Here is a 23,561-nt window from a genome sequence, read left to right on the forward strand (position 1 = left end):
CGCCTCGTCCGAATTGGCGATTGCGGCACGGTCTGCCGCCCCGACACTCAAGCCGACCACCGGGTCGGCCGATAGCATCGGAATCCGCAGACCGTCGCGAGGATCGCCCATGGACTTTTCGTCCGTCCACAACATCCACGAATCCGCCGTCTTCGAGGCCGTCGCCAACGCGGCGCCGCGCTACCCCGGCCTCGCCGAGAGCGCCGACCTGCTTGCCGATGTGGCGTGCGTGGCACTCAACCGTGTCGCGCCGCGTTATATCCGGCATGATGTGGACCTCGCATTCTTTCTGACCGAGCGCGAGCGCGCCGACAACGAGCGGGCGATCCGTGATGCGGTCGAACATGCGTTCGGCTTCGTTCAGGCCCGGCACGCGATGGCGGCGAGGCGCTGAAACGACAGCCTTCGAAGGGAGGCAGGATGGGTTCGATGTCGAATGACCGGCCCGATGACGAACACTGGGCCAAGACCCGTGTGACCGGCGCAGCCACGCGCCTCGTCGGCGACGAAGAAGCGTACCTCGGCGACAAGCAGCACTCGATCGGCCGCCGCATCGATGCGGAACAGCACGAGCTGTTCGTCGTCTGCGCGCCGTCCGAGGCGTTGTTGCAGCAGTTCGAGCACCATCCGTCCGACTTCATCGTGCTGCACGACGTCGGCCTGGACGGATCGCTGCGCCTGCTGCAGGGCGTGGCCGCGGCCATCCAGCGGCCGGTGCAGCAGCTGGTCGTGCGCCGCCAGGGCTTCGGCAACGCGCTGGCGACGCTGCGCTTCGTCGAACTGCCCGGGCCGGCGGGCACACCGCAGGTGCGCATCTACAGCACGCGCGTCGAACACGCGGCCAATGGCGAGGCCGATGCGCTGGCGCGCACGCTGCTCGGCCACAGCCGCCTCGGCGTGCTGCTGGTCGGCCGCCAGACGCCCACCGACGCCGCAGTGCGCCTGGCGCCCATCGGCGACTCGATCGGCCAGACCGCCTGGCGCAACCACCAGCTGCTGTGGCTGCCGATCGGCGCCGATGCCGATACCCGTCCCCCCGCGGTCCTGCTGCATCGCCACGGCAGCATGCAGCTGCACACGGCGCCGCCGCAAGCCGACCTCGCCCAGGCCTGGCCGGTGATCGGCGCGTTGTGGGACCAGCTGCGCGGCAGCGCGGGCGCCACGCACGCACCGGCCCCGGCGCCGGCCGCGGTGCGCGCGCCGGCCCCAGCACAGCCGTCCTACGAGCAGACCACCCAGGCCATGCCCTGGCAGAGCCCCGAAGCGCCCGTCGCCGAGCCGGTCGCCGCTCCGGCGCCAGCCTCGGCCCCGGTCGACTGGCAGCAATACGTGCGCGAGTGCGCGACGCTGCCCGGCATGATCAGCTGCTGCGTCTTCGACCGCGTCAGCCAGCGGCCGCTGGCCCATGCGGGCGGCAAGCCCGGCCCCGCGGTGCTGGCGGCGCAGGGCGCCGCGCTGTACGACACGCTGTGCCAGCGCGCGCTCAAGCTGGGCCTGCCGGCTGGGGACCCCGACCTCGCGCTGACGCTCGCCGAGCACCATCTGATCCTGCATCCGCTGGGTCCGCATCCCGGGCCGCTGCTGCATGCGGTGCTCGACGCCAGCGTCGCGAACCTGACGCTGGTGCGCATGAAGCTGCACCGGATGGATCCGCAGCACGCCGCACGCTGACAGCCCGCCCCGCCCGAAACCCCCGCGCGCGGGCGCCCCGCCCCGCTGGGCTACGATGACGCCCCCTCGAGTCCTGGGCGGCCTGACGTGACCCGCGTTTCCTTCGACTACCTCCGCCAGCGCGCCGAAGGCGCCAGCTGCGTCGCACAGGCCTGGGCCGAGCTGCCCGAGCCGCTGGCACCGGCGCGCCGCGCCGCGCTGCTCGATCAGCTGACCCGCCGCCTGCGCTCCGGCGAAGCGGTGCTGATCGCCCACTACTACACCGACGGCGACCTGCAGGACCTGGCGCTCGCCACCGGCGGCTGCGTGTCCGATTCGCTGGAGATGGCGCGCTTCGGCCGCGACCATGCGGCACAGACGCTGATCGTCGCCGGCGTGCGCTTCATGGGCGAGACGGCGAAGATCCTGTCGCCGCACAAACGCGTGCTGATGCCCGAGCTCGAGGCCACCTGCTCGCTCGACCTCGGCTGCCCCGCCGACGAGTTCGCGCGCTTCTGCGACGAGCATCCGGACCGCCAGGTCGTCGTCTACGCCAATACCAGCGCCGCGGTGAAGGCCCGAGCCGACTGGATGGTGACGAGCTCCTGCGCGCTGCCGATCGTGCGCCACCTGAAAGAGGCCGGCCACAAGATCCTGTGGGCACCGGACAAGCACCTGGGCCGCTACATCGCCGACCAGACCGGCGCCGACATGCTGCTGTGGCAAGGCGCCTGCATCGTGCACGACGAGTTCAAGGGCCTCGAGCTGGAGCTGCTCAAGCGCGAGCATCCCGAAGCGAAGGTGCTGGTGCATCCCGAATCGCCGGCGTCGGTGGTCGCGCTGGCCGACGTGGTCGGCTCGACCAGCCAGCTGCTGAAGGCGGCGGTCGACGGCACGGCGCCCGCCTACATCGTCGCCACCGACAACGGCCTGATGCACCGCATGCGCCAGCTGGCGCCGGGCAAGCTGTTGATCGAGGCGCCGACCGCCGGTTCGAGCGCCACGTGCAAGAGCTGCGCGCACTGCCCGTGGATGGCGATGAACAGCCTGCAGGGCGTGCAGCGCTGCCTGGACGAGGGCCGCGGCGAGATCCTGCTCGACGAGACGGTGCGCGCGAAGGCGCTAGGCTGCATCGAGCGCATGCTCGACTTCACCGCCCGCAGCGGGGTGGCGACCAGCAGCGGCTTCGTGCCGAAGATCGGGGCCGCATGAACCCGCACGGCCGCCCGAGCGGCGAATTCCCCAGGGTCGCGAAGCGGCCCCTTACGGGTCCTGGGGGGACGGCGCGCAGCGCCAAGGGGGCAACATGAAATCCTTCGCCGACACCAACGAAGACCTCGCGTCGGCGCGCGCGCGCAACATCCGCGACGCGCTCGCCGAGGACATCGGCACCGGCGACTGGACGGCCGAGCTGGTGCCCGCCGGCCGCCGGGTGCGGGCCCGCGTGATCTGCCGCGACGCGGCGGTGCTGTGCGGCCGCGACTGGTTCGACGGCTGCGTGAAGGCGCTCGATGCCAACGCGCAAATGACGTGGCAATTCGACGAAGGCGCCGAGATGACGCCGGGCGCGGCGGTGGTCGAGATGATCGGCGACGCGCGCGCGCTGCTGTCGGCCGAACGCTGCGCGCTGAACTTCCTGCAGCTGCTGTCGGCCACCGCGACGCGCACCCGCGCGCACGCGAGGGCCATCGAAGGTGCATCGCCGAACCCGCGCGGCTGCGTGGTGCTGGACACGCGCAAGACGCTGCCCGGCCTGCGCCAGGCCCAGAAGTACGCGGTGCGCATCGGCGGCGGCGCGAACCAGCGGCTCGCGCTGTGGCACGGCATGCTGATCAAGGAGAACCACATCGCCGCGGCCGGCGGCATCGGCGCGGCGCTGTCGGCCGCGATCCACATGAATGCCGGCGTCGAGATCCAGATCGAGGTCGAATCGCTCGCGCAGCTGGCCGAGGCCCTCGCCGGCGGCGCGACCAGCGTGCTGCTCGACAACTTCACCTTGCCGCAGATGCGCGAGGCGGTGGCGCTGGCGGGCGATCGTGCGCTGCTGGAAGTCTCGGGCGGCGTCGCGCTGGAACAGCTGCGCGACATCGCCGCCACCGGCGTCGACCGCATCTCGGTCGGTGCGCTGACCAAGGACGTCAAGGCCGTCGACTACTCGATGCGCATCCTCGCCGAAGCGCCCGCCCCCTGATTCCCGGAGAAGTCACGATGTTCGACAGCACCATCGCCGGCAGCCTGCCCAAGCCCGCGTGGCTCGCGGAGACCGACAAGCTCTGGCCGCGCTGGCGTGCCACCGGCGACGACCTGCAGCAGGCCAAGCTCGACGCGACGCTGCTGTGCATCAAGGCCCAGGAGGACGCCGGGCTGACGGTGATCGGCGACGGCGAGATGTCGCGCCAGCACTTCGTGCACGGCTTCCTCGAGCAGGTCGAGGGCATCGACTTCGAGCACAAGGTCGAGATGGGCATCCGCGCCGACCGCTACAAGGCGATGGTGCCGCAGGTGGTCGGCCCGCTGGCGCTGCGCGGCCGCGTGCACGAGGCCGAGGCGCGGCTGCTGCGCGCGCACACCACGCGCCGCACCAAGTTCACGCTGCCCGGTCCGATGACCATCGTCGACACCGTGGCCGACCGCCATTACGGCGACCGCATCGCGCTGGCGATGGCCTTCGCCGAGCTGCTGAACCAGGAAGCGCTGGCGCTGCAGGCCGACGGCATCGACGTGATCCAGTTCGACGAGCCGGCCTTCAACGTCTACATGGACGACGCCGCGCGCTGGGGCGTGCAGGCGCTCGAACGCGCGGCGCAGGGCTTGACCTGCACGACCGCGGTGCACATCTGCTACGGCTACGGCATCCAGGCCAACATCGACTGGAAGAAGACGCTCGGCGAGCAGTGGCGCCAGTACGAGCAGGTCTTCCCGGCGCTGGCCGCGAGCCGCATCGACCAGGTCAGCCTGGAGTGCATCCACTCGCACGTGCCGCCCGAGCTGATGGCGCTGCTGAAGGGCAAGGACGTGATGGTCGGCGTGATCGACGTCGCCAGCGACGTGGTCGAGACGCCCGAGGAAGTGGCCGAGACCATCGGTCGCGCGCTGCAGTTCGTGCCGAAGCAGCGCCTGATCGCCTGCACCAACTGCGGCCTGGCGCCGATGCGCCGCGACATCGCCGCGGCGAAGCTGGCGGCCCTGGGTGCCGGCGCGAACCTCGCGCGGCAGCGCTACGGCGCCTGACGCGCCTCGGGCGCAGCCGTGCGGCCGGCCAGCACCGTCGGGAAGGTGGCCGGCAGCGGGCCGGGGAAGTCCAGGCTGAAGTGCAGCCCGCGGCTCTCCGGCCGCGCCAGCGCCGAGCGCACGATCAGCTCAGCGCAGTCGGCCAGGTTGCGCAGCTCCAGCAGGTCGGGCGTGATGCGGAAGCTCGCGTAGTAGTCGTGGATCTCGCCCTGCAGCAGCTGGATGCGGCGCAGCGCGCGCTCCAGGCGCTTCTTGCTGCGCACGATGCCGACGTAGTTCCACATCAAGAGGCGCAGCTCGTCCCAGTTGTGCGAGATCACCACCTGCTCGTCGGCATCCTCGACGCGGCTCTCGTCCCAGGCCGGCACGGTGGGCAGCGCATCGGCCGGCCGCGACAGGATGTCGCGCGCGCAGGCCTGGCCGAGCACGATGCATTCGAGCAGCGAGTTCGATGCCAGCCGGTTCGCGCCGTGCAGGCCCGTGTAGGCCGCCTCGCCGACCACGTACAGGCCCGGCAGGTCGCTGCGGCCGTGCAGGTCGCTGACGGCGCCGCCGCAGCTGTAGTGCGCCGCCGGCACCACCGGGATCGGCTGGCGCGCGATGTCGATGCCAAGCGCGAGGCAGCGCGCGTGGATGGTCGGGAAGTGCTCGCGCAGCGCGAGCTCGCCCAGGGCCGTCGCGTCGAGCCACACATGGTCGACGCCATGCTTCTTCATCTCGAAGTCGATCGCGCGGGCGACGATGTCGCGCGGCGCCAGCTCGGCGCGCTCGTCGTGCGCCGGCATGAAGCGCGGGCCCCAGGGCTCGTCGGCCGACGGCAGCGGCAGCCGCAGCACCGCGCCCTCGCCGCGCAGCGCCTCGGTCAGCAGGAAGCTGCGGTCCTGCGGGTGGTACAGGCAGGTCGGGTGGAACTGGATGAACTCCATGTTCGCAACCCGGCAGCCCGCTCGCCAGGCCATCGCGACACCGTCGCCGGTGGCGGTGTCGGGGTTCGAGGTGTAGCGGTAGACGCGGCCCAGCCCGCCGGTGGCCAGCACCACCGCATCGGCCGGCAGCGCCAGCACGCGCCGCGCGGCGACGTCGAGCGCATAGACGCCGTGGCAGGCGATGCGCGAACCCGCGCCGGCGCCGACGTGGCGCGAGGTGATCAGGTCGACCGCGAAGCAGTGCTCGCGCAGCGTGATGTTGGGATGGGCGCGGGCGCGCGCCAGCAGCGCCTCGTGGATCGCGGCGCCGGTGGCATCGGCCGCATGCGCGATGCGGCGCACGCCGTGCCCGCCCTCGCGCGTCAGGTGCAGGCCGAGCGGGCCGTGCGCATCGGGCGTCAGCGTGACGCCCTGCTCGATCAGCCAGGCGATGGCGTCGGCGCTGTGCTCGGAGACGAAGCGCGCAGCGGCCTCGTCGACCAGCCCCGCTCCCGCCTGCTGGGTGTCGCGCACGTGGGCTTCGATGCTGTCGTCGTGGCCCAGCACGCCGACGATGCCGCCCTGCGCCCACGGCGTCGCCGCATCCCGCGTGCCGCGCTTGGCGATCAGCAGCACCGACCGCTGATCAGCAAGCTTCAGCGCGGCACTGAGGCCGGCCAGGCCCATGCCGACGATGACGACAGAAGCGACGGAGGCGTGATCGGCTTTCATCGAGGCGGCGGATTCTACGGGCCACCCCTCGGTACCGCGGCCGGGTGCATCCGCCTTGTCCGGCCCGAGGCAGCGGCCTATGCTGGCCCCTTCCGTGCATCGGGCGCTGCGCGCCGCCGTTCATGAAGTTGCCGCCAACGCTGATCGTTCACGCCGCGCTCGTGGCGATGACGCTGCCCGCGGCCCATGCAATCACCGAGGACGACGAGCTCGCGCAGGCCTATGGCGACCAGGCGACGATCAGCCTGGCCACCGGGGCGCGCCAGCCTTTGCGACGCGCGCCGGCCGTGGCCACCGTGATCACCGCCGAGGACCTGCGGGCGATGGGCGTGACCGAGCTCGACCAGGTGCTCGAGGCCGTGCCCGGGCTGCACGTCAATGTCGCGCCGAGCATGGGCAACCGGCTCTACGTCATCCGGGGCGTCTTCAGCCTGCAGACGCCGCAGGTGCTGGTGCTGCAGAACGGCATCCCGATCACCGTGCTGCTGACCAGCAGCCGCGGCAACCTGTCGGGGCTGGCGGCCGTCGAGAACGTGGCACGCATCGAGATCATCCGCGGCCCGGGCTCGGCGCTGTACGGCGCGGACGCTTTCTCGGGCGTCATCAACATCATCACGCACGGCGCGGGCGACGACCCGGGCACGCGCCTGGCCGCGCGCATCGGCTCGTTCGACAGTGCCGACGCGTGGCTGCGGCACGCCGGACGGTCCGGCGGTCTCGAATGGGCGCTGTTCGCGAAGGTCGCGCGCACGGATGGCTTCGACGCGACCATCGAATCGGATGCGCAGAGCCGCAACGACCGGCTCTTCGGCACCCGAGCGAGCCTGGCACCGGGCCCGGTCAACGCGCAAGGAGATACGGTGGACGCCGGGATCGAGCTCGCGCACGGCGCGTGGCGGTGGCGTACGCTGTACAAGCGTCGTGACGACCTCGGGACCTATGCCGGTCTCGGCTCCGCGCTCGACCCGGTCGGTCGCGGCCGCAGCGACCGGCTGATCAGCGACCTCGCCTGGAGCGCCCCGGCCGATGCCGGCGGCTGGGGCTTCAGTGCCGGCCTCTCGCACATGCTGTACGCGCAGCGCTACCCGGTGCCGGCGCGCATCTTCCCGCCGGGCGCGCGCCTGCCGACCGGCGTGTTCCCGAACGGCATGATCGGCTCGCCGGAGTTCGACGACCGCAGCACGCGGCTGTGGGTGCATGCGGCCTACGGCGGGATCGCCGGCCATGCGCTGCGCCTGGGTGCGGGCCATGACGACCTGCACATGGCGATGGCGCGCGACACCAACAACTTCCGCTACACCGCCACCGGCATCCCGATCCCCAGCGACCCGGTGCGGCTGTCCGACCTGCCGTTCATCTATCCGCACCGTCGCCGCGTCGACCATGTCTTCGTGCAGGACGAATGGCGGCTGCACCCGGACTGGACGCTGACCGCCGGCCTGCGCCACGACCGCTACTCCGACGCCGGCGGCACGACGAACCCGCGGCTGGCGCTGGTGTGGGACGCGGCGGTCGACTGGACGGTGAAGCTGCTCTACGGCCGGGCCTTCCGCGCACCGTCGTTCTCGGAGCAGTACGCCACCAACAACCCGATCGCGAGCGGCAATCCGTCGGTGCAGCCGGAGACCACGCGCACCATCGAGGCGGTATCGACCTGGGCGGCGACGCCCGCGCTGCAGCTGAACCTGAGCCTGTACAGCTACCGCTTGCGCGACATCCTCCGCGCGGTACCGAATCCGCCGCCGGTGCCGGGCACGACCTACGCCAACGTCGGCCGCCAGCAGGGCAAGGGCCTGGAGGCCGAGCTCGTGTGGGACGCAACGCGGCTGCTGCGCGTGACCGGCCACCTGTCGCTGGTGCGGGCGACCGATGCGGCCACCGGCCTGGATGTCGGCAACGTGCCGCGCCGCGATGCCTTCGTGCGCATCGACTGGCGCCTGGCCTCGGGCTGGCGGATGGATGCGATGCTGAACCACGTCGCCGATCGCCGCCGGGCGCCCGGCGATTCGCGGCCGCCGGTGCGCGACTACACGACCCTCGACCTCGCGCTGACGACCGAGCGCAGCGGGCGCGGCTGGTTCGCCGGCGCCACGCTGCGCAACGTCTTCGACGAGGACGTTCGCGAGCCCAACCTCGCGCCCGGGCTGATCCCGAACGACCTGCCGCAGGCCGGCCGCTCGTTCACGCTGCAGGCAGGCTACACGTTCTAACGCCGGACCGGTGCGGCTGCACCGGTCCGGGCGTCATGAGACCCCCACGTCGCTTCGCTCCTGCCCCGGGGCCGAGCCGCCTTGGGGCGGCCCCGCGGCGGCTCAGTGCACCGTGCGCCCGAAACTGAACGCGCCGTCCTTGACGTCGACCGGGATCACGTCCTTCGGGCCGAAGCGGCCTTCGAGGATCAGCTTGGCCACCGGGTTCTCGATGCGCTGCTGGATCGCGCGCTTCAGCGGCCGCGCGCCGAACACCGGATCGAAGCCGACCTTGGCGATCTCGGCCAGCGCCTCGGGCGCCACCACCAGCTTCATGTCCATCTTCTCGAGGCGCTGCTCCAGTGTGCGCAGCTGGATCCGGGCGATCGACTCGATGTGCTTCTGGTCGAGCGCATGGAACACCACGGTCTCGTCGATGCGATTCAGGAACTCGGGCCGGAAATGCTGCTTGACCTCGGCCCAGACCGCATCGCGGATCACCTCCGACGGCTGGCCGGTGAGCTGCATGATCTGGTGCGAACCCAGGTTGCTGGTCATCACGATCACCGTGTTCTTGAAGTCCACGGTGCGGCCCTGGCCGTCGGTGAGGCGGCCGTCGTCGAGCACCTGCAGCAGCACGTTGAACACGTCCGGATGCGCCTTCTCGACCTCGTCGAGCAGCAGCACGCTGTAGGGCTTGCGGCGCACCGCCTCGGTCAGGTAGCCGCCTTCGTCGTAGCCGACGTAGCCCGGGGGCGCGCCGATCAGCCGGCTCACTGAGTGCTTCTCCATGAACTCGCTCATGTCGATGCGCACCATGTGGTCCTCGGCATCGAACAGGAACGCGGCCAGCGCCTTGCACAGCTCGGTCTTGCCGACGCCCGTCGGGCCGAGGAACAGGAAGGAGCCCAGCGGCCGGTTCGGGTCGGACAGGCCCGCGCGCGAGCGGCGGATCGCATCGGCGACCGCGACGATCGCCTCGTCCTGGCCGACCACGCGCTCGTGCAGCTTCTTCTCCATCTGCAGCAGCTTGTCGCGCTCGCCCTGCATCAGCTTGCTCACCGGGATGCCGGTGGCGCGCGAGACGACCTCGGCGATCTCCTCGGCGCCGACCAGCGTGCGCAGCAGCTGCGCGCGGCCCTCGCCCTTCTTGCCGGCTTCCTTGGCCTGCGCTTCCTTCAGCGTCTTCTCCAGCTCCGGCAGCTTGCCGTACTGCAGCTCGGCCACCTTGTTGAAGTCGCCCTTGCGCTTGAGCTCCTCGATCTGGAACTTGATGCGGTCGATCTCTTCCTTGACGTGGGCCGAGCCCTGCGCGGTGGCCTTCTCGGCCTTCCAGATCTCTTCCAGGTCCGCGTACTCGCGCTCGAGCTTGCCGATCTCGACCTCGATCAGGCCGAGGCGCTTCTGCGAGGCCTCGTCCTTCTCCTTCTTGACCGCCTCGCGCTCGATCTTCAGCTGGATCAGCCGGCGGTCGAGCTTGTCCATCGCCTCGGGCTTGGAGTCGATCTCGATCTTGATCTTCGCGGCCGCCTCGTCGATCAGGTCGATCGCCTTGTCCGGCAGGAAGCGGTCGGTGATGTAGCGGTTCGACAGCTCGGCCGCGGCGACGATCGCCGGGTCGGTGATCTCGACGCCGTGGTGGACCTCGTACTTCTCCTGCAGGCCACGCAGGATCGCGATGGTGGCCTCGACGCTGGGCTCGTCGACCAGCACCTTCTGGAAGCGGCGCTCCAGCGCCGCGTCCTTCTCGACATACTTGCGGTACTCGTTCAGCGTGGTCGCGCCGATGCAATGCAGCTCGCCACGCGCCAGCGCGGGCTTGAGCATGTTGCCGGCGTCGATCGCGCCTTCGGCCTTGCCGGCGCCGACCATCGTGTGCAGCTCGTCGATGAACAGGATGATGCGGCCCTCGTCGGCGGCGACTTCCTTGAGCACCGCCTTCAGGCGTTCCTCGAACTCGCCGCGGTACTTGGCGCCCGCGAGCAGGCCGGCCATGTCGAGCGACAGGACCTTCTTGTCCTTCAGCGAATCGGGCACCTCGCCGGTGACGATGCGCTGCGCCAGGCCCTCGACGATCGCCGTCTTGCCGACGCCCGGCTCGCCGATCAGCACCGGGTTGTTCTTCGAACGGCGCTGCAGCACCTGGATCGAGCGGCGGATCTCGTCGTCGCGGCCGATCACCGGGTCGAGCTTGCCCTGGCGGGCGCGCTCGGTGAGGTCCAGCGTGTACTTCTTCAGCGCCTCGCGCTGGCCTTCGGCCTCGGCCGAATCGACCTTCGCGCCGCCGCGCACCGCCTCGATCGCGGCTTCCAGCGCCTTGCGCGTCAGCCCGTGGCCGCGCACCACGCCGCCGACGTCGCCTTTGGAGTCGGCCAGCGCCAGCAGGAACATCTCGCTGGCGATGAAGTTGTCGCCGCGCTTGGTGGCTTCCTTGTCGGCCGCCTGCAGCAGCTGCACGAGGTCGCGGCCGGCCTGCACCGGGCCCCCGCCCTGCACGCTGGGCAGGCCGTTGATGGCCGTGTCCATCGCCTTGGCCAGCGCCGCGGTGTTGGCGCCGGCGCGGTCGAGCAGCGCCTTCGGCCCGTCGGGCTGGGTCAGCATCGCGGCCAGCAGGTGGCTGGGCTCAATGTAGGGGTTGTCGCGGGCGACGGCCAGGCTCTGGGCTTCGGCCAGGGCCTGCTGGAACGCGGTGGTCAGTTTGTCGAGGCGCATCGGTGAATCCTTCTGTCGACGTTGTTGTGTCGTCGAATGGCTGAGGATTTTGGGGACTCGCCGGTGAAATCAAGAGACCCCGGTGTCGCCGAGGTCGCCCGATGTTTGCGCAGGCTCAAGCGCGCTGCGTCAGCGCCGGGTGCGCCCCGGCCGCCGCGGCGGCCACCGGTCTCGGCGCGCCGTTGAGCAGCCGGCCGATCCAGCGCCCGCGCACCAGCGCCTGGTAGGCCAGCAGGCAGGTGGTGGTGGTCAGCGCGATGTTCAGGCCGATCTTGGCCAGCGCCGGCAGCGGCGCGTGCCACAGCAGCGCGCCGAAGGCCACCGTCAGCGGGAAGTGCACGAGGTAGACCCAGTAGGCGCTGTCGGCCAGGTAGGCCAGCAGCGGCCGGCGCCGCGGCAGGTAGCGCAGGAAAAGGCCGATCGCCGCACCCGACCAGCACCAGGTCGCGAGGTTGTAGGCCGCGGCAGTCCAGGCCGTGGCGTTGGCCGGCGCGCGACCCTGCTGCACCGCTTCGACCAGCCCGCCCGCCGCCAGGAAGAACGGCACGCCGGCCAGCGCCAGCGGCCAGGCATGGCGCGCGTACAGCGGCAGCAGCGTGTCGCGGGCGCCGTACAGCGCGAGGCCGGCGGCGAAGAACAGGCCGTTATGCAGCCATTCGCTCCAGTGCGGCAGCAGCGAGCCGTGCGGCGCGACGATGCCGTGCGGATGGCCGAGGCCGGCGAGCACCAGCGGCACGGTCAGCACCAGCGGCCCCCACCAGCGCGAGATCAGCAGGCGCAGCCCCTGCGGCAGCACGCGTGCCCAGGCGGCCGGCAGTCGCCGCCCGAGCGCGAACGCACCGGCAGCCAGCAGCGCCAGCCACCACAGCAGGTAGAGGAACCACAGGTGCATCGTATTGACCACCGGCCGGCCCGGCGGCGGCGTGAACAGCGTCGCATCGATGCCGAAGCGGCCATGCCGGGCATTGAACACGTACAGCAGCACCGCCAGGATCGTCGCCACCACCACCGGCACCCAGAACACCAGGAAGGGCAGCGCGATGCGCCGGAAGCGGTGCCGCACCATGCCGCCGATGCCACGCTGCTGCACCAGCATCGCGACGAAGAAGCCGGCGACGATGAAGAACACCGGCATGCGGAAGGCATGGATGAAGGCCATGCCCAGGTCGGCGAAGCGGGTGCTGGCACTGTCGTGCCATGGCAGCGGCGAGCGGCCGACGGTGAACATCGCGATCACGTGGATCACGATGCCCAGCCACATCATCACGGCGCGCAGGTTGTCCAGCGCGTGCAGTCGGGCGGTTGGGGTCGGGTTCATGGAAGTCATCGAGTGTGTCTCAGGCCGCCGGCGCCAGTTCGCTGACGTGCCGCAGGCGCGTGCCGGCTAGCGCGATCACCACCACCGCCAGCAGCGCGACGCCGCAGCCGAGGAACAGCATGTCCAGACGCAGCCCGCGCATCAGCCAGCCGGTCAGGGCCGACGACAGCGGCGCCAGGCCGACGAAGATGAACATGAACAGGCTCATCGCGCGGCCCAGCATCGCCGGGGCGACGCGCTGCTGGATCCACGTGAAGATTGCTACCTGCATGAAGCCGCCGAGCACGCCGATCGCCAGCAGCAGCGCCCCGCCCTGCCAGGTGGCGCCGATGCGGCCCATCGGCATGAACAGCAGCGCGACCAGCGCATCGACCGCCAGCATCGTCAGCCCCAGGCTGCCGAGCCGCCAGTGCGGCCGCGCGCCGGCGATGGCCATGCCCACCAACGTGCCGGCGCCATGCGCGGCCAGCAGCACGCCGAAACCGGCGCCGCCGATCGCCGGCACCGCATCGGCCAGCAGCGGCAGCGCGATGTGGATCGGCCCGGTGATCAGCAGCGCCACCGCGGCCCAGTAGAGCAGGCAGCTGCGCAGCGGCACGTCGCGCCAGACAGTGCGCAGGCCTTCGGCGACGGCGGCCAGCACCGCCTGCGGGACGGCGGGCGTGGCGTGGCGCATGCGCACCTTCGGCAGCGTCCAGGCGGACACTGCGAAGGTCAGCGCGTCGAAGGCGAATGCGAGGGTGAGACCACGGGCATCGGCGATGCGCCCGGGGCCGGTGGCCGCCGCGGGCTCGGCCGACAACCAGATCAGCAGCGCCGCGAGCACCGGCCCGAGGAACATCGTCAGCTGGCGCAGCCCGAGCATCAGCCCGTTCGCGGCCGCCAGCTGCGTGCGTTCGACGACCTGCGGCAGCATCGCGGTGCCGGCCGGGATGCTGAACGCGGTGGCCAGCCCGATGCCCAGGGCCAGCACGTAGAGCAGCGGCAGGGTCAGCGTGCCGGTCCACACCAGCACCGCCAGCGCGGCCAGCAGCACCGTGTTGACGTGCTTGGTGACCATCATCACGCGCTTGGGGGAATGCCGGTCGACCAGCGCACCGCCGATCAGCAGGAAGGCCGCGCGCGGCACGCCCATCATCGCGATCACGGTGCCCAGCACCAGCGGATCGCGGCTGAGCTGCAGCACCAGCCACGGCAGCGCGACCAGCGTGAACTGGTCGCCCAGCATCGACAGCAGGCCGCCGCCGACCAGCCAGGCGACGTTGCGGTCGCGCAGCAGAGCGCCGCGCGGCGGTGGCGTGCGGGAGGAAGCTTGGGGAGAAGGGGTCGCTCGTGTCATGGCCGCCACTGTGCGGCCTGACGTCACGTGAGGGTCAAGTCCGTCGAGCCGGTGATCGCGGCGCTGGCCTGCACCAGGAACTGCCGCACCTCGAAGGGCATCACCGCGCCGGCGCGCAGCAGCGGCTCGGCGTCGTAGGCCCGCTGCAGCTTCTGGCGCAGCCCCTCGTCGCCGCCGGTCAGGCGATGCACCAGCTGGCGCCACTGCGCCACCAGCGGCCGCGCCGCAGGGTCGTCGGGTGCGATGCCGGCGTCGAGCAGCGCCTGCACCGGCGCCACCAGCGCCTGCCAGTCCGCCGCCGGCACCACGCCGATGCGGCGCAGCTCGTCGACGCTGATGTAGCGGAAATAGATCGACAGCCGCAGCTTCGCCGCCGCGTCGATGTAGTCGGCCAGCGCCGGGTCGATGCGCTGCGGGCTGTGCATGCTGGTCTCGGCGCGGAACATCTCGCCCCAGCGGTCCATCAGGCCGAAGTCGCCCTGCATCCAGCAGTGCATCAGGTTCATCCAGCGCTGCGCCAGCGCCTGCACCGCCGGATGATCGGCCGGCAGGTCGCGCGCCATGGCGGCGCGGATCTCGACCGCCGCGTCCTGGAGCTGGGCATCGACCTCGCGCCAGTTGGCGAAGATGCGGCGGATCTCGTCGGTGTCGAACCAGCGGCTGCAAGTGGTCATCAGCTGCAGCGTCTCGAGCCAGTCGTCGAGCTCGGGCTGCTCGCCGTGGTCGAACTTGTCCTGCACCAGCAGCAGCCGATCGCGCAGCGCGGTGGCCTCGGCGATCTGCTGCTCCAGCACGCCGAGCTGGCGGCCGAGGATGCGCATCAGGTGGTTGGCGCCGCCGTTGCCCGACCCCTCGTTCAGCAGGCGGCCGATGTCCTCCAGCGGCAGCCCCAGCGCGCGCAGCGCCTGGATGCCGTGCAGCCGCGCGACGTCGTCGCGGTTGTAGAGCCGGTAGCCGCCGTCGGAGCGGCCCGACGGCCGCAGCAGGCCGATCGCGTCGTAGTGGTGCAGTGTGCGCACGGTGAGCCCGGTGCGCCGGGCGAGCTCGCCGACCTTCAGGTGCATCGTCGATCCTTGGGTTCGATGCACCGGATTGTCGACCGGCCGGCGGCCGCCGGGGTCGGCGCCGTCAGTACTGCGCCGGCTCCTTGAAGGTGGCGCGCCGCAACCAGCCGCCGCTGTCGACGACGAACAGGTCGCCGGCCTCGCGTTGCAGCAGGCCGAACCCGTCGGCCTGGTAGGCGGCGATGTTGCGTCCGCCCAGGCCGAAGTCCCACTCGGGCCGCACGCTGAACGGCTCCGGCCCGCCGGCCGGCCGGGCCAGTTCGTTGGCCAGCTTGGGCAGCCGGCCGAGGACCCGCCGCACGCGGCCGGGGTCGAAGCGCACGATGTCGACGCCGGACATCGATCCGCCGTAGCCCCCTTCGATCACCAGCACCGCGCCGGTGGTCTCGCCGCCCTGCACCGCGCGCCCCTCGCGGTGGTCGACCGTGCCGGCCGCCGCATCGAGCGGCCATTCCGACGGCCGCAGCTGCGCCGCGATGTAGCCGGTGGCCAGGCGCTGGTGGGCCGCGCCGTCGCTGCGCACGACATGCAGGCCGCCGTAGTAGGTGTCGATGCCGTCCTGCACGTAGACGTCCTCGCCGATCGTCGCGAGCGTGAGGTCCAGGCCGCGGCCCGACAGCGTGGCCAGCACGTCCGGGTCACCCCCGGCCTTGGGCACCGAGATCAGCGCGGTCGATCGGAGGTTGCCGGCGACCATCACCACCCGCGTCGGCGTCAGGAAGAGGCGGCCGTCGGTCAGCGGCACGGCCGCGCTGACGATGCGCGTGCTCAGGTCGTAGCCCACGTGCAGCAGCGCGCGCCCGTCCTGGCCCAGCAGGTACAGGCCGCTCGCATCGGACGCTATCACCGTGCCCTGGATCTGGATGCCCGCCCCCTTGAACAGCGTCACCGGCGCGCCGCCGGACAGGCGCTGCGCGCGCAGTTCCTGCTCGGCCGGATGGAAGCCGCTGCCCTGCGTGTAGAGCAGGAAGCGGCCGGCGCCCTGGCCGTGCACGCCGTGCGCACGCACCTCGGCATCGGCGTTGCCGGCATCGACCAGCGTGCGCTGCACCGCCAGCGTGGCATCGGTCAGCAGGATGCGCTGGTCCGCCTGCAGCAGCAGGCCCTCGATCGCGCCCTGCGGATCGCGCACCGCATCCACCGGCTCGGCGTCCAGCGTCACCGGCGCATCGTCGGGCCCCATGCCGGCGCGCACCGCGCGCCACGACCACGTGCTGTAGCAGTTGGCCACGCCCACCGCCGGCGCCCGGAATATGAGCCAGGCGTTCTGCGGCGCCGGCAGGTTCTGGAAGACACGCGGCCCGGTCTCGCAAGCCCCAAGCGTCGAGAGCGTGGACAGCCGCGACGACGCCGGCAGCGCGCCCGGCGCCGGATGCAGGTCGAGCCGGTAGAGCCGACCGTTGCGGAAGTAGGTGCGCCAACGTTCGCGCAGCCCGGTCGACATGCGCCGCGGGGCATCGATGTCGGCCGCGAAGAGGCGCGCATGCGGCATCCACTCGCCGGCCTTCTCCAGCGTCTGCACGCGGCCGGGGTCGCTCGCATCCACCGCCACGAGGTCGCCGACCGGCCGCGACTTGGCGAAGTCGAAGAACTGCACCTGAGCGTCGCGCGGGCGGCCCGACAGGGGCGCCTCGCCGGCCAGCCAGAGCGGCGCCACCGGCTGCGCGACGAAGACCGACAGCGGCCCGGCATACACCGGCGCGCTGCCGAACGGCCCGCCCATCACGTAGACGCCCAGGAATTCGTAGCCCAGCCCGGCGCTCACGACGACGCCGACGTAGGTGCCGGTGGCCGGATAGTGGCGGTAGAGGAACGGCGGCAGCGCCTGCGTCGGCTGGCGCGACGGGAAGTACGCGGGGTAGGCCTGCTCGACGAAGTCGAGCAGCCGGCGCGCGGCCTGGTCGGGCGTCAGGTGTGCCTGGGCCGTGGCGGTCGCCGGCAGCACCAGGGCCTGCACGACCAGGCCGAGCACGATGCTGGCGGCGGCGCGCTGCAGCCGTCGGAGCAGGCCGTGCAGCAGCGGCGTCACGGCGTCACCGCCTGGCCATTCAGCCGGATCGACAGCGTCTGCATCGTGGTCGTCACGCCGCCCGCGACGATGACCTGCTTCAGATCGAAGCCCTTGCCATCGGCCACCCAGGTCGTGCTCACCACGCCCGGCTCCTCCACGGTGGTCGACTCGAACACGCAGGCATCGAAGCGGCCTGCAGGCACGGTCACCTTCTCCCGCCGCAGGAAGCGCAGCGTCTCGGTGACCGCGTACTGCGAGCTGGTCTCGCGTGTCACCGGCGCCTGATTGCCGATCGTGGTCGTGCTGACCGACTGTTCGTGGTACGTGGTGGCCATCGTCGCGCTGCCACCGAGCGGGATCGCGTACTCCCTTCGAACCAGCGGCGGCACGGTGACGCTGCGGCCGCTGCCGGTGCCGGTCACCGTGATGCCGCCGACGCTCTGGGTCGTCGTGAACGGCAGCGCCACGGTGCCGTAGAAGGTGACCTCGGCCGGTCCGGTCTTGCGCGAGTAGACGAGGATGTCCGACGCACCCGGGGTGCCGTCCGGAATGCCGCCGGCGAATCCGCTGTCGACCATGCGCTGCAGCGCCTCGACCGCGTCGTGGCCTTCGTAGGCCTTGGGCCCACGCACCGTGAGGTCGATGGTCTGCGTCACGCCGTGCATGCCCATGCCGTTGCTGCTCTCGAAGCGGCGCACCATCACCAGGCGCGTGCCGGCGACGCCCTCGGTGGACAGCAGCAGGTCGTGGCAGCCGTTGCTGCTGCCGCTGGGGCCGGGGCCTCCGCCCGGGTCCACCGGCGTGATGAAGGCCGAGAGCGGCCCGACCAGCGTGGGCGCATCACCGAAAGGCCCGCCCATCACGTAGACGCCCAGGTGCTCGAAGCCCATGCCGGCGGTGATCACGACGCCGAGGTAGACGCCGGTCTGCGGGTAGTGGCGGTAGACGAACGGCGCCAGCGACTGCGTCGGCTGCGCGCTCGGGAAGTACTGCGGGTACTGCGCCTGCGCGAAATCCATCAGCTGCCGCGCGGCCTCGGCCGGCGCCACCGAAGCGGCGCTCAGTGCCCGCGCACGCAGGCGCAGCTGCTCGGCGGCCCGTTGGGCGCCGGTCGCCTGCGAAGGCGGGTCGCCACCGCCGCAGGCGGCCAGAAGGACCGCCAGCAGCCAGGGGGCGCAGCGTCGAGGCCAGGGTCGCGTCATCGGTGGGCTCCACGTTCGGCAATCGAACGCAGCTTGCGCACGGCGCGTTACCCACGGGTTACCCGGGGACCGGTCAACGCTCCGTCAGCAGGGCCCGGTTCACCGGCTGGCGATGGTCGTGGCTGTCGTGGAAGGCCGGTGGCAGGCTGGCCCGCAGGCGCATCAGATCGGCACGCGCGCGTTCGCCGAAGCGCGCCGCCTCGTCGGCGCGGCCGCCCGCGCGCAGCGCGCGCAGCAGGGCCAGCCACAGCGTGGGCCGATAGAACCCGGACGGCACCAGCGGCGACGCGGCAGCGGCCAGCGCGCTCGTCCGTTCCGCGGCCTCCGCGGTGCGGCCCGCCCGGCGCAGCGCATCGACGGTCAGCACCTCGGCGCCGTGCGCATGGCCCATCAGTTCGGCCTGCCGCGCCTCGCAGGCGACCTGCTCGGACAGCACCAGCGCTTCGGCCGGCGGCAGCAGGCGCAGGCGCTCCAGCTGGATGCCGAGCCGGACGTCGACCCGGTCGGCTGCGGCCAGCCGGGCCAGCGCGCGGTCCAGGCCCGGCAGTGCGCTGCGGCCCTGGCCCTCGTCCAGCAGCGCACGCGCCGCTTCGAGGCGCGCGGCGATGAAGGCCGGCAGGCCCTCGCCATGGCCCTGCAGCACCCGGGCGGCGCGCGCCCACTGGCCGAGCTGCAACCACAGCAGCGCGAGGTGCGACGCGGTGTTGGCGGTCCACAGCGCATTGCCATCGGCGACGAACGCGGCATGCGAACGCTCCAGCCGCTCGATCGCCTCGCCGAGCCGTCCGGCATCACGGCACATCGCGCCCAGCGTCATGTCCATGCCGCTGGCCAGGCCGGCCAGCCCGTCGTGCTGCTGCCGCAGCGCCAGCCCCTGCTCCGTCGCGGCGATGGCCGCGGTGGGATCGCCCCAGTACACCCGGTTGACGCCGAGGTTCGCGTACATCGTGGCCGCGGTGCCGACATCGCGCGCGTCGATGGCCAGCGCGATGCCGCGCTGCAGGTGCTCGAAGCCCTCGCGCCGGCGGTTGCAGCGTTCGAGCACGGTGCCGAACTCGCCCAGGAATTCGTAGCGCGCCCGTGGGTCGTCCAGCGCCTGCAGCCGCGACAGGCACGATTCCAGCGCCCGGGCGGCATCGGCCGCGCGGCCCAGGTTCAGCAGCGCCACCGCGAGCCGCCGGGTGCCGAGCACGGCGGCCTCCGGATCGGCGGCCAGCTGCACGATGGCCGCCGGCATCGCCGCGACCACCGGCTCGAACTCGCCGAAGACGATCTGCGCCTCGGCCGCGGCCAGCGCGCAGCGGGCCCGCCCCGGCTCGTCGACGGGCCGGGCTTGCAGCGCCTGCAGCGCAGCGCGCAGCTCATCGCCACCGGCGCACTGCACCAGCGCGCCGATGCGGTCGCACTCGGCCGCGAACGCCGCCTCGTCGAGCCCGGCAGCGCGGAAATCCTGCGCGGCGGCCTGCAGCAGTTCGGCTTCCTCGCGCCGGCGGCCGGCCGCCAGTGCACCGGCCGCGGCGCGCCGCCATTGCGCGGCCGCGTCGGCGGGCCGGCCGGCACGGCGCAGGTGCTCGGCCACCCGGGCCGGGGCGTCGGTGGCCGCGATGTACGCCGCGATCTGCCCGTGCAGCGGGCGGGCGATGGCCTCGGGCACGCTGCGCAGCGCCGCCTCGCGCACGAGGTCGTGCGCGAAGCCGTCGCCGGACAGCAGGCCGGCGGCCTCGAGCTCGCGCCACGGCGCGGCCAGGTCCAGCGCATGCACCTGCAGCACGTGGGCGGCCAGCGGCACCGAGAAGTCGACGTCGGCCAGCGCCGCCAGCTGCAGCAGCCGGCGCGCGCCGGGCTCCAGCGGCTGCAGGCGCTGCTCGATCAGCCTGGCCAGGCTGTGCGGCTGCGGCAGCGGGCCCGGCCGGGGTGGCAGCGCGGCGTCCGCCGACCACGCCGCGCGCAGCGTCTCCAGCAGCAGCATCGGATGACCGCCGGTGCGGGCCTGCAGCGCCTGCGCCCAGGCGTCGGTCTCCAGGCCCGGCAGCGCCAGCGAGCAAAGCAGCTCGTGCACGGCCTCTGCGGACAAGGGCTCGAGCGCCAGCACGATCGGCCCGCTGCCCGGATCCGATTCGTCCTGCCAGCGCTGCAGCAGCGCGGGTCGTTCGGCGCTGCGCACCGCCAGCAGCCAGCGCGGACCGCTGACGTCCAAGGTGAGCGGCAGCAGGATCTCGAGCGACGCGTCGTCGGCGTAGTGCAGGTCGTCGAGCCCGAAAAGGCGCAGGCCGCCCGCGGCCGCGCGCACCAGCTCGCGCGCCAGCGCCGCCTGCAGGCGGGCCGGCGACGGCGCGCTTGCGGAGCGCCCCACCCCGCCCGGCTGCAGCGCGGCCAGCTCGCCGCGCACGCCCTCGTCCGGCGGCGGGCCCTGGTGATCGGCCAGCGCCTGCAGCAGCCGCACCAGCACGGCATGCGGCACGCGCCGGTCACCCGGCCTCGCGTCCACCAGCAGGCCGGGACCGGCCGCCTGCAGGCGATCGACGAGCAGGCGCGTCTTGCCGATGCCGGGCTCGCCGCTGAGCAAGGCCGGCCGCCCGAGCGCGGCGGCGTCGTCGAGGCGCCGCCAGGTCGCATCGCGGCCGACCAGCCGCGGCGGGCGCAGCAGGGCCAGCGGCGGCGCCGCCGGCGACGCGGGACCGGGCAGGCCGCTGCCGACGATGCGCTCGGCCAGCGCGCGGGTTTCCGCGCCGGGCGGTTCGCCCATCTGCTGCTGCAGCGCACGGCGGCAGGCCTCGTAGGCCACCAGCGCGGCGGTGCGGTCGCCACGCAGGTAGTGCAGGCGCATCAGCCGGCGATGGGCATGTTCGCTGTGCGGTTCATGCTCCAGCAGCCGTTCGGCGTACTGCAGCGCCAGCGCCAGCCGTCCAGCTGCTTCCAGGCGCTCGGCCTGGCCGCTCAGCGCCTCGCGGCGGGCGCCGCGCCAGCGCTCGCGCGCCGCGGCCACCCAGTCGGCGAGCTCACCGCTGTCCGTGTAGTCCAGCCCACCGAGCAGCTCGCCGCGCGGCGGCCCGGCATCGTCCGTGCCGGCGGCGGTGATCAGCAGACCGAGGTCGTGGGCGATCGCCGCCGCCAGCACTAGCCGGCGCGCACCGGTGACCACCTCGGTGCCGGCGCCGCGGTTCAGCCGGAAGATGCGCTGGCGCAGGCTGAGGCCCGCGCGCCGGGCGTCGGCATCCGGCCACAGCAGCGCCGCTGCACGCGTGCGGTCGACGCCGCCCTCGAACACCAGCAGCGCCAGCAGCGCGGCGTCGAGCCGGTTCAGTTCGATCGCCGGCAAGCCTGCCGGGACCAGCCGCGGCGGTCCCAGCAGGTCCAGGCGCACGGCAACCTGGGCGGCGGCGGACGCGCGGTCGTTCATCGTCCGCCGTTCAGGACTCGATCGCCTCGTCGCCTTCGCCGTCGTCGTACAGGCAGTCGCGACCGAGGCGGTCGATGCACAGCTCGGCGGTCCACGGCAGCATCAGCGAGCCACAGCGCGAGTCGCGGTACAGGCGCTCCAGCGGCCAGCTCTTCAGCACCGACTGCCCGCCGCAGGTGCGGATCGCGAGCCGGCAGAGCTCGTTCGAGCCTTCCATCACCGTGTAGTGCGCCGCAAAGAGGCGCTGGCGGGCGTCGCGGTCGGGATCGAAGCGCGCCTCGCGCGCGGTCTGCAGGAACAGCGCACGCATGGTCTCCAGGCGGATGCGCATCTCGGCGACGTCGGCCTGCTTGGTCGGGTACATGCGGCGCTTGACCGGCGGCATGCCGGGCAGCTCGGCGCGCAGGTAGCGGGTGGTGAAGTCGTAGGCCGCCTGCGCGATGCCGAGGTAGGTGGCGGTCAGCGTCGCCACCATGTACGGGAAGCGGGCGACGGCGTCGAAGTACAGGCCTTCGGGCAGCAGGCGCGCGTCGTCCGGCACGAAGACGTCGTCGAAGCAGAGGTCGCGGCTGACGGTGGCGCGCATGCCCAGCGCATCCCAGTCGCCGACCACGCGCACGCCGGGCGCATCGGCCGGCACCGCGATGTACAGCGCATCGCGCCGCGTGCCGCCGGTCGCGGCGCCGGGCGGCTCCAGCGTGCACAGCATCGCGTAGCGGTCGGCCGCGCCCGCCAGCGACGCGAAGATCTTCTTGCCATGGATGCGATAGCCGCCGTCGACACGCCGCGCGACCGTGCCCCAGGGCGCGCTGCCCGCCGAGGCCGGGCCGCCTTCGGAGAACGGCTGGGCATAGAGCAGCCCGTCGTCGACGATGCGCCGCTGGTGCAGCGCCCGGATGCGCTGGTGCTCGGCGCGCTGCGCATCGTCCATCGACAGCTGGTCGGCCGCCAGGCCGGCCCACAGCATCGGGCAGCAGTGCATGTTGAAGGCCAGCGCGGTCGAGCCGCACCAGCGGCCGAGCTCGGCGGCGACCAGCATGTAGGTCGGGAAGTCGGCCCCGAGTCCGCCGGCGGCTTCGGGCACGCACAGAGCGAGCAGGCCGGCGGCGCGCAGCTCGGCGAAGTTCTCGGCCGGGAAGCTGGCGTCGCGGTCGTGGCCGGCCGCGCGCGCGGCGAAACGCGGGCCGAGCGCGGCGATGCGCGCGATCAGCTCGCGCTGGCGCGGCGTCAGCGCCTGCGCATCGCCGGCGATGCACGACAGCCGGTCGGGATCGCACGCCATCGTCACAGCACCTCCCCCAGCATGCGGTAGTGCCCGCCCTGGAACACCAGCGGCGCCACGCCGCCATCTGCCGCGCCGGACACCCGCAGCACCCGGCCGATGAACAGCACGTGGTCGCCGGCGTCCTGCTGCTGCGCCGCCTGGCATTCGAAGACCGCGGCGCAGCCGGCCAGCACCGGCGCCCCGCCCAGGCCGGGCGACCAGTGGCCGGCGCCGAACTTGTCGCCCACCTGGGATGCGAAGCGGCGCGACAGCTCGACCTGGCCCTCGGCCAGCACATTGACCGCAAAGTGAGCGGCCGCGCGAAAGGCCGGCACGCTGGGGCTGGCCAGGCGCAGCGACCACAGCACCAGCGGCGGATCGAGCGACAGCGCGTTGAACGAGTTGGCGGTCAGGCCGACCGGCTGGCCCGATGCCGGATCGATGCAGCTCACGATGGTCACGCCGGTGGCGAAGCGGCCCAGCGCGCTGCGCAGCACGCGCGGCTCGATCAGTCCGTGCGGTTCGCCGCCGGGCGCGTTCATGC

General features: G+C 72.5%; 16 protein-coding genes. 6 read left to right on the forward strand and 10 right to left on the reverse strand.

Annotated elements, in window-relative coordinates; all coding sequences use genetic code 11:
- Positions 1-109: 109 nt before the first annotated feature.
- The 5 genes from P1K89_RS28865 (at position 110) to P1K89_RS28885 (ending at position 4,881) form a co-directional block, all read left to right on the forward strand.
- Positions 110-394, forward strand: a complete 285-nt coding sequence (locus tag P1K89_RS28865; protein ID WP_284620001.1) for a late competence development ComFB family protein — start codon at positions 110-112, stop codon at positions 392-394.
- A 35-nt stretch (positions 395-429) separates the two neighbouring features.
- Positions 430-1,671, forward strand: a complete 1,242-nt coding sequence (locus P1K89_RS28870) for a hypothetical protein (RefSeq protein ID WP_284620002.1) — start codon at positions 430-432, stop codon at positions 1,669-1,671.
- Between the two features lie 87 nt (positions 1,672-1,758).
- Positions 1,759-2,862 (forward strand): quinolinate synthase NadA, encoded by a 1,104-nt coding sequence (gene nadA, locus P1K89_RS28875; protein WP_284620003.1) that lies wholly within the window; start codon positions 1,759-1,761, stop codon positions 2,860-2,862.
- Positions 2,863-2,956: 94 nt separating this feature from the next.
- The gene (gene nadC, locus P1K89_RS28880) at positions 2,957-3,841 is read left to right on the forward strand and encodes a carboxylating nicotinate-nucleotide diphosphorylase (RefSeq protein ID WP_284620004.1); all 885 of its coding nucleotides are present in this window, start codon (positions 2,957-2,959) and stop codon (positions 3,839-3,841) included.
- Positions 3,842-3,858: 17 nt separating this feature from the next.
- Positions 3,859-4,881 (forward strand): methionine synthase, encoded by a 1,023-nt coding sequence (locus P1K89_RS28885; RefSeq protein ID WP_284620005.1) that lies wholly within the window; start codon positions 3,859-3,861, stop codon positions 4,879-4,881.
- Here the strand turns inward: P1K89_RS28885 and nadB are convergent.
- Positions 4,869-6,518: an L-aspartate oxidase gene (gene nadB, locus P1K89_RS28890; RefSeq protein ID WP_284620006.1), complete on the reverse strand. Its 1,650-nt coding sequence runs from the start codon at positions 6,516-6,518 to the stop codon at positions 4,869-4,871. The genes P1K89_RS28885 and nadB overlap by 13 nt on opposite strands.
- A 122-nt stretch (positions 6,519-6,640) precedes the next feature.
- On the opposite strand from nadB, the gene P1K89_RS28895 reads away from it, so the two are divergent.
- Positions 6,641-8,728: a TonB-dependent receptor plug domain-containing protein gene (locus P1K89_RS28895; protein ID WP_284620007.1), complete on the forward strand. Its 2,088-nt coding sequence runs from the start codon at positions 6,641-6,643 to the stop codon at positions 8,726-8,728.
- A gap of 102 nt (positions 8,729-8,830) precedes the next feature.
- Here P1K89_RS28895 and clpB read toward each other — a convergent pair whose 3' ends face one another.
- The 9 genes from clpB to P1K89_RS28940 all read right to left on the reverse strand — a co-directional run bounded on the left by clpB (position 8,831) and on the right by P1K89_RS28940 (position 23,559).
- On the reverse strand, positions 8,831-11,419 hold the full coding sequence (clpB, locus tag P1K89_RS28900; RefSeq protein ID WP_284620008.1) for an ATP-dependent chaperone ClpB: 2,589 nt from the start codon (positions 11,417-11,419) through the stop codon (positions 8,831-8,833).
- Positions 11,420-11,534: 115 nt separating this feature from the next.
- A complete protein-coding gene (locus tag P1K89_RS28905) occupies positions 11,535-12,737 on the reverse strand; it encodes an acyltransferase family protein (RefSeq protein ID WP_284620009.1) in 1,203 nt (400 codons plus the stop codon).
- A 19-nt stretch (positions 12,738-12,756) separates the two neighbouring features.
- The gene (locus tag P1K89_RS28910; protein ID WP_284620010.1) at positions 12,757-14,076 is read right to left on the reverse strand and encodes an MFS transporter; all 1,320 of its coding nucleotides are present in this window, start codon (positions 14,074-14,076) and stop codon (positions 12,757-12,759) included.
- A 23-nt stretch (positions 14,077-14,099) separates the two neighbouring features.
- Entirely contained in the window at positions 14,100-15,140 is a 1,041-nt protein-coding gene (locus tag P1K89_RS28915; RefSeq protein WP_284620011.1) for a MerR family transcriptional regulator, read from the reverse strand.
- A gap of 64 nt (positions 15,141-15,204) precedes the next feature.
- The gene (locus P1K89_RS28920) at positions 15,205-17,169 is read right to left on the reverse strand and encodes a hypothetical protein (protein ID WP_284620012.1); all 1,965 of its coding nucleotides are present in this window, start codon (positions 17,167-17,169) and stop codon (positions 15,205-15,207) included.
- Complete coding sequence (locus tag P1K89_RS28925; protein WP_284620013.1) at positions 17,166-18,353, reverse strand: hypothetical protein; 1,188 nt, start codon at positions 18,351-18,353, stop codon at positions 17,166-17,168. Before P1K89_RS28925 ends, P1K89_RS28920 begins: the two co-directional genes overlap by 4 nt.
- 73 nt (positions 18,354-18,426) lie before the next feature.
- Positions 18,427-21,753 (reverse strand): ATP-binding protein, encoded by a 3,327-nt coding sequence (locus P1K89_RS28930; protein WP_284620014.1) that lies wholly within the window; start codon positions 21,751-21,753, stop codon positions 18,427-18,429.
- 10 nt (positions 21,754-21,763) lie between these two features.
- Positions 21,764-23,035 carry an acyl-CoA dehydrogenase family protein gene (locus P1K89_RS28935; RefSeq protein WP_284620015.1) on the reverse strand — a complete coding sequence of 424 codons (1,272 nt, stop codon included), beginning with the start codon at positions 23,033-23,035 and terminating at the stop codon, positions 21,764-21,766.
- A 2-nt stretch (positions 23,036-23,037) separates the two neighbouring features.
- The gene (locus P1K89_RS28940) at positions 23,038-23,559 is read right to left on the reverse strand and encodes a flavin reductase family protein (RefSeq protein WP_284620016.1); all 522 of its coding nucleotides are present in this window, start codon (positions 23,557-23,559) and stop codon (positions 23,038-23,040) included.
- Positions 23,560-23,561 lie beyond the last annotated feature (2 nt).

The organism is Aquabacterium humicola (genome assembly GCF_030167915.1).
Taxonomy (GTDB): Bacteria; Pseudomonadota; Gammaproteobacteria; order Burkholderiales; family Burkholderiaceae_C; genus Pseudaquabacterium; species Pseudaquabacterium humicola.

Bases quoted from the DNA above. Each gene is read 5' to 3' on its own strand.
- P1K89_RS28915 (WP_284620011.1), bottom strand. From the start codon at position 15,140: ATGCACCTGAAGGTCGGCGAGCTCGCCCGGCGCACCGGGCTCACCGTG.
- P1K89_RS28885 (WP_284620005.1), top strand. From the start codon at position 3,859: ATGTTCGACAGCACCATCGCCGGCAGCCTGCCCAAGCCCGCGTGGCTC.
- P1K89_RS28870 (WP_284620002.1), top strand. From the start codon at position 430: ATGTCGAATGACCGGCCCGATGACGAACACTGGGCCAAGACCCGTGTG.
- P1K89_RS28940 (WP_284620016.1), bottom strand. From the start codon at position 23,559: ATGAACGCGCCCGGCGGCGAACCGCACGGACTGATCGAGCCGCGCGTG.
- clpB (WP_284620008.1), bottom strand. From the start codon at position 11,419: ATGCGCCTCGACAAACTGACCACCGCGTTCCAGCAGGCCCTGGCCGAA.
- nadB (WP_284620006.1), bottom strand. From the start codon at position 6,518: ATGAAAGCCGATCACGCCTCCGTCGCTTCTGTCGTCATCGTCGGCATG.
- P1K89_RS28905 (WP_284620009.1), bottom strand. From the start codon at position 12,737: ATGAACCCGACCCCAACCGCCCGACTGCACGCGCTGGACAACCTGCGC.
- P1K89_RS28930 (WP_284620014.1), bottom strand. From the start codon at position 21,753: ATGAACGACCGCGCGTCCGCCGCCGCCCAGGTTGCCGTGCGCCTGGAC.
- P1K89_RS28895 (WP_284620007.1), top strand. From the start codon at position 6,641: ATGAAGTTGCCGCCAACGCTGATCGTTCACGCCGCGCTCGTGGCGATG.
- P1K89_RS28935 (WP_284620015.1), bottom strand. From the start codon at position 23,035: ATGGCGTGCGATCCCGACCGGCTGTCGTGCATCGCCGGCGATGCGCAG.
- nadC (WP_284620004.1), top strand. From the start codon at position 2,957: ATGAAATCCTTCGCCGACACCAACGAAGACCTCGCGTCGGCGCGCGCG.
- P1K89_RS28925 (WP_284620013.1), bottom strand. From the start codon at position 18,353: ATGACGCGACCCTGGCCTCGACGCTGCGCCCCCTGGCTGCTGGCGGTC.
- P1K89_RS28910 (WP_284620010.1), bottom strand. From the start codon at position 14,076: ATGACACGAGCGACCCCTTCTCCCCAAGCTTCCTCCCGCACGCCACCG.
- P1K89_RS28865 (WP_284620001.1), top strand. From the start codon at position 110: ATGGACTTTTCGTCCGTCCACAACATCCACGAATCCGCCGTCTTCGAG.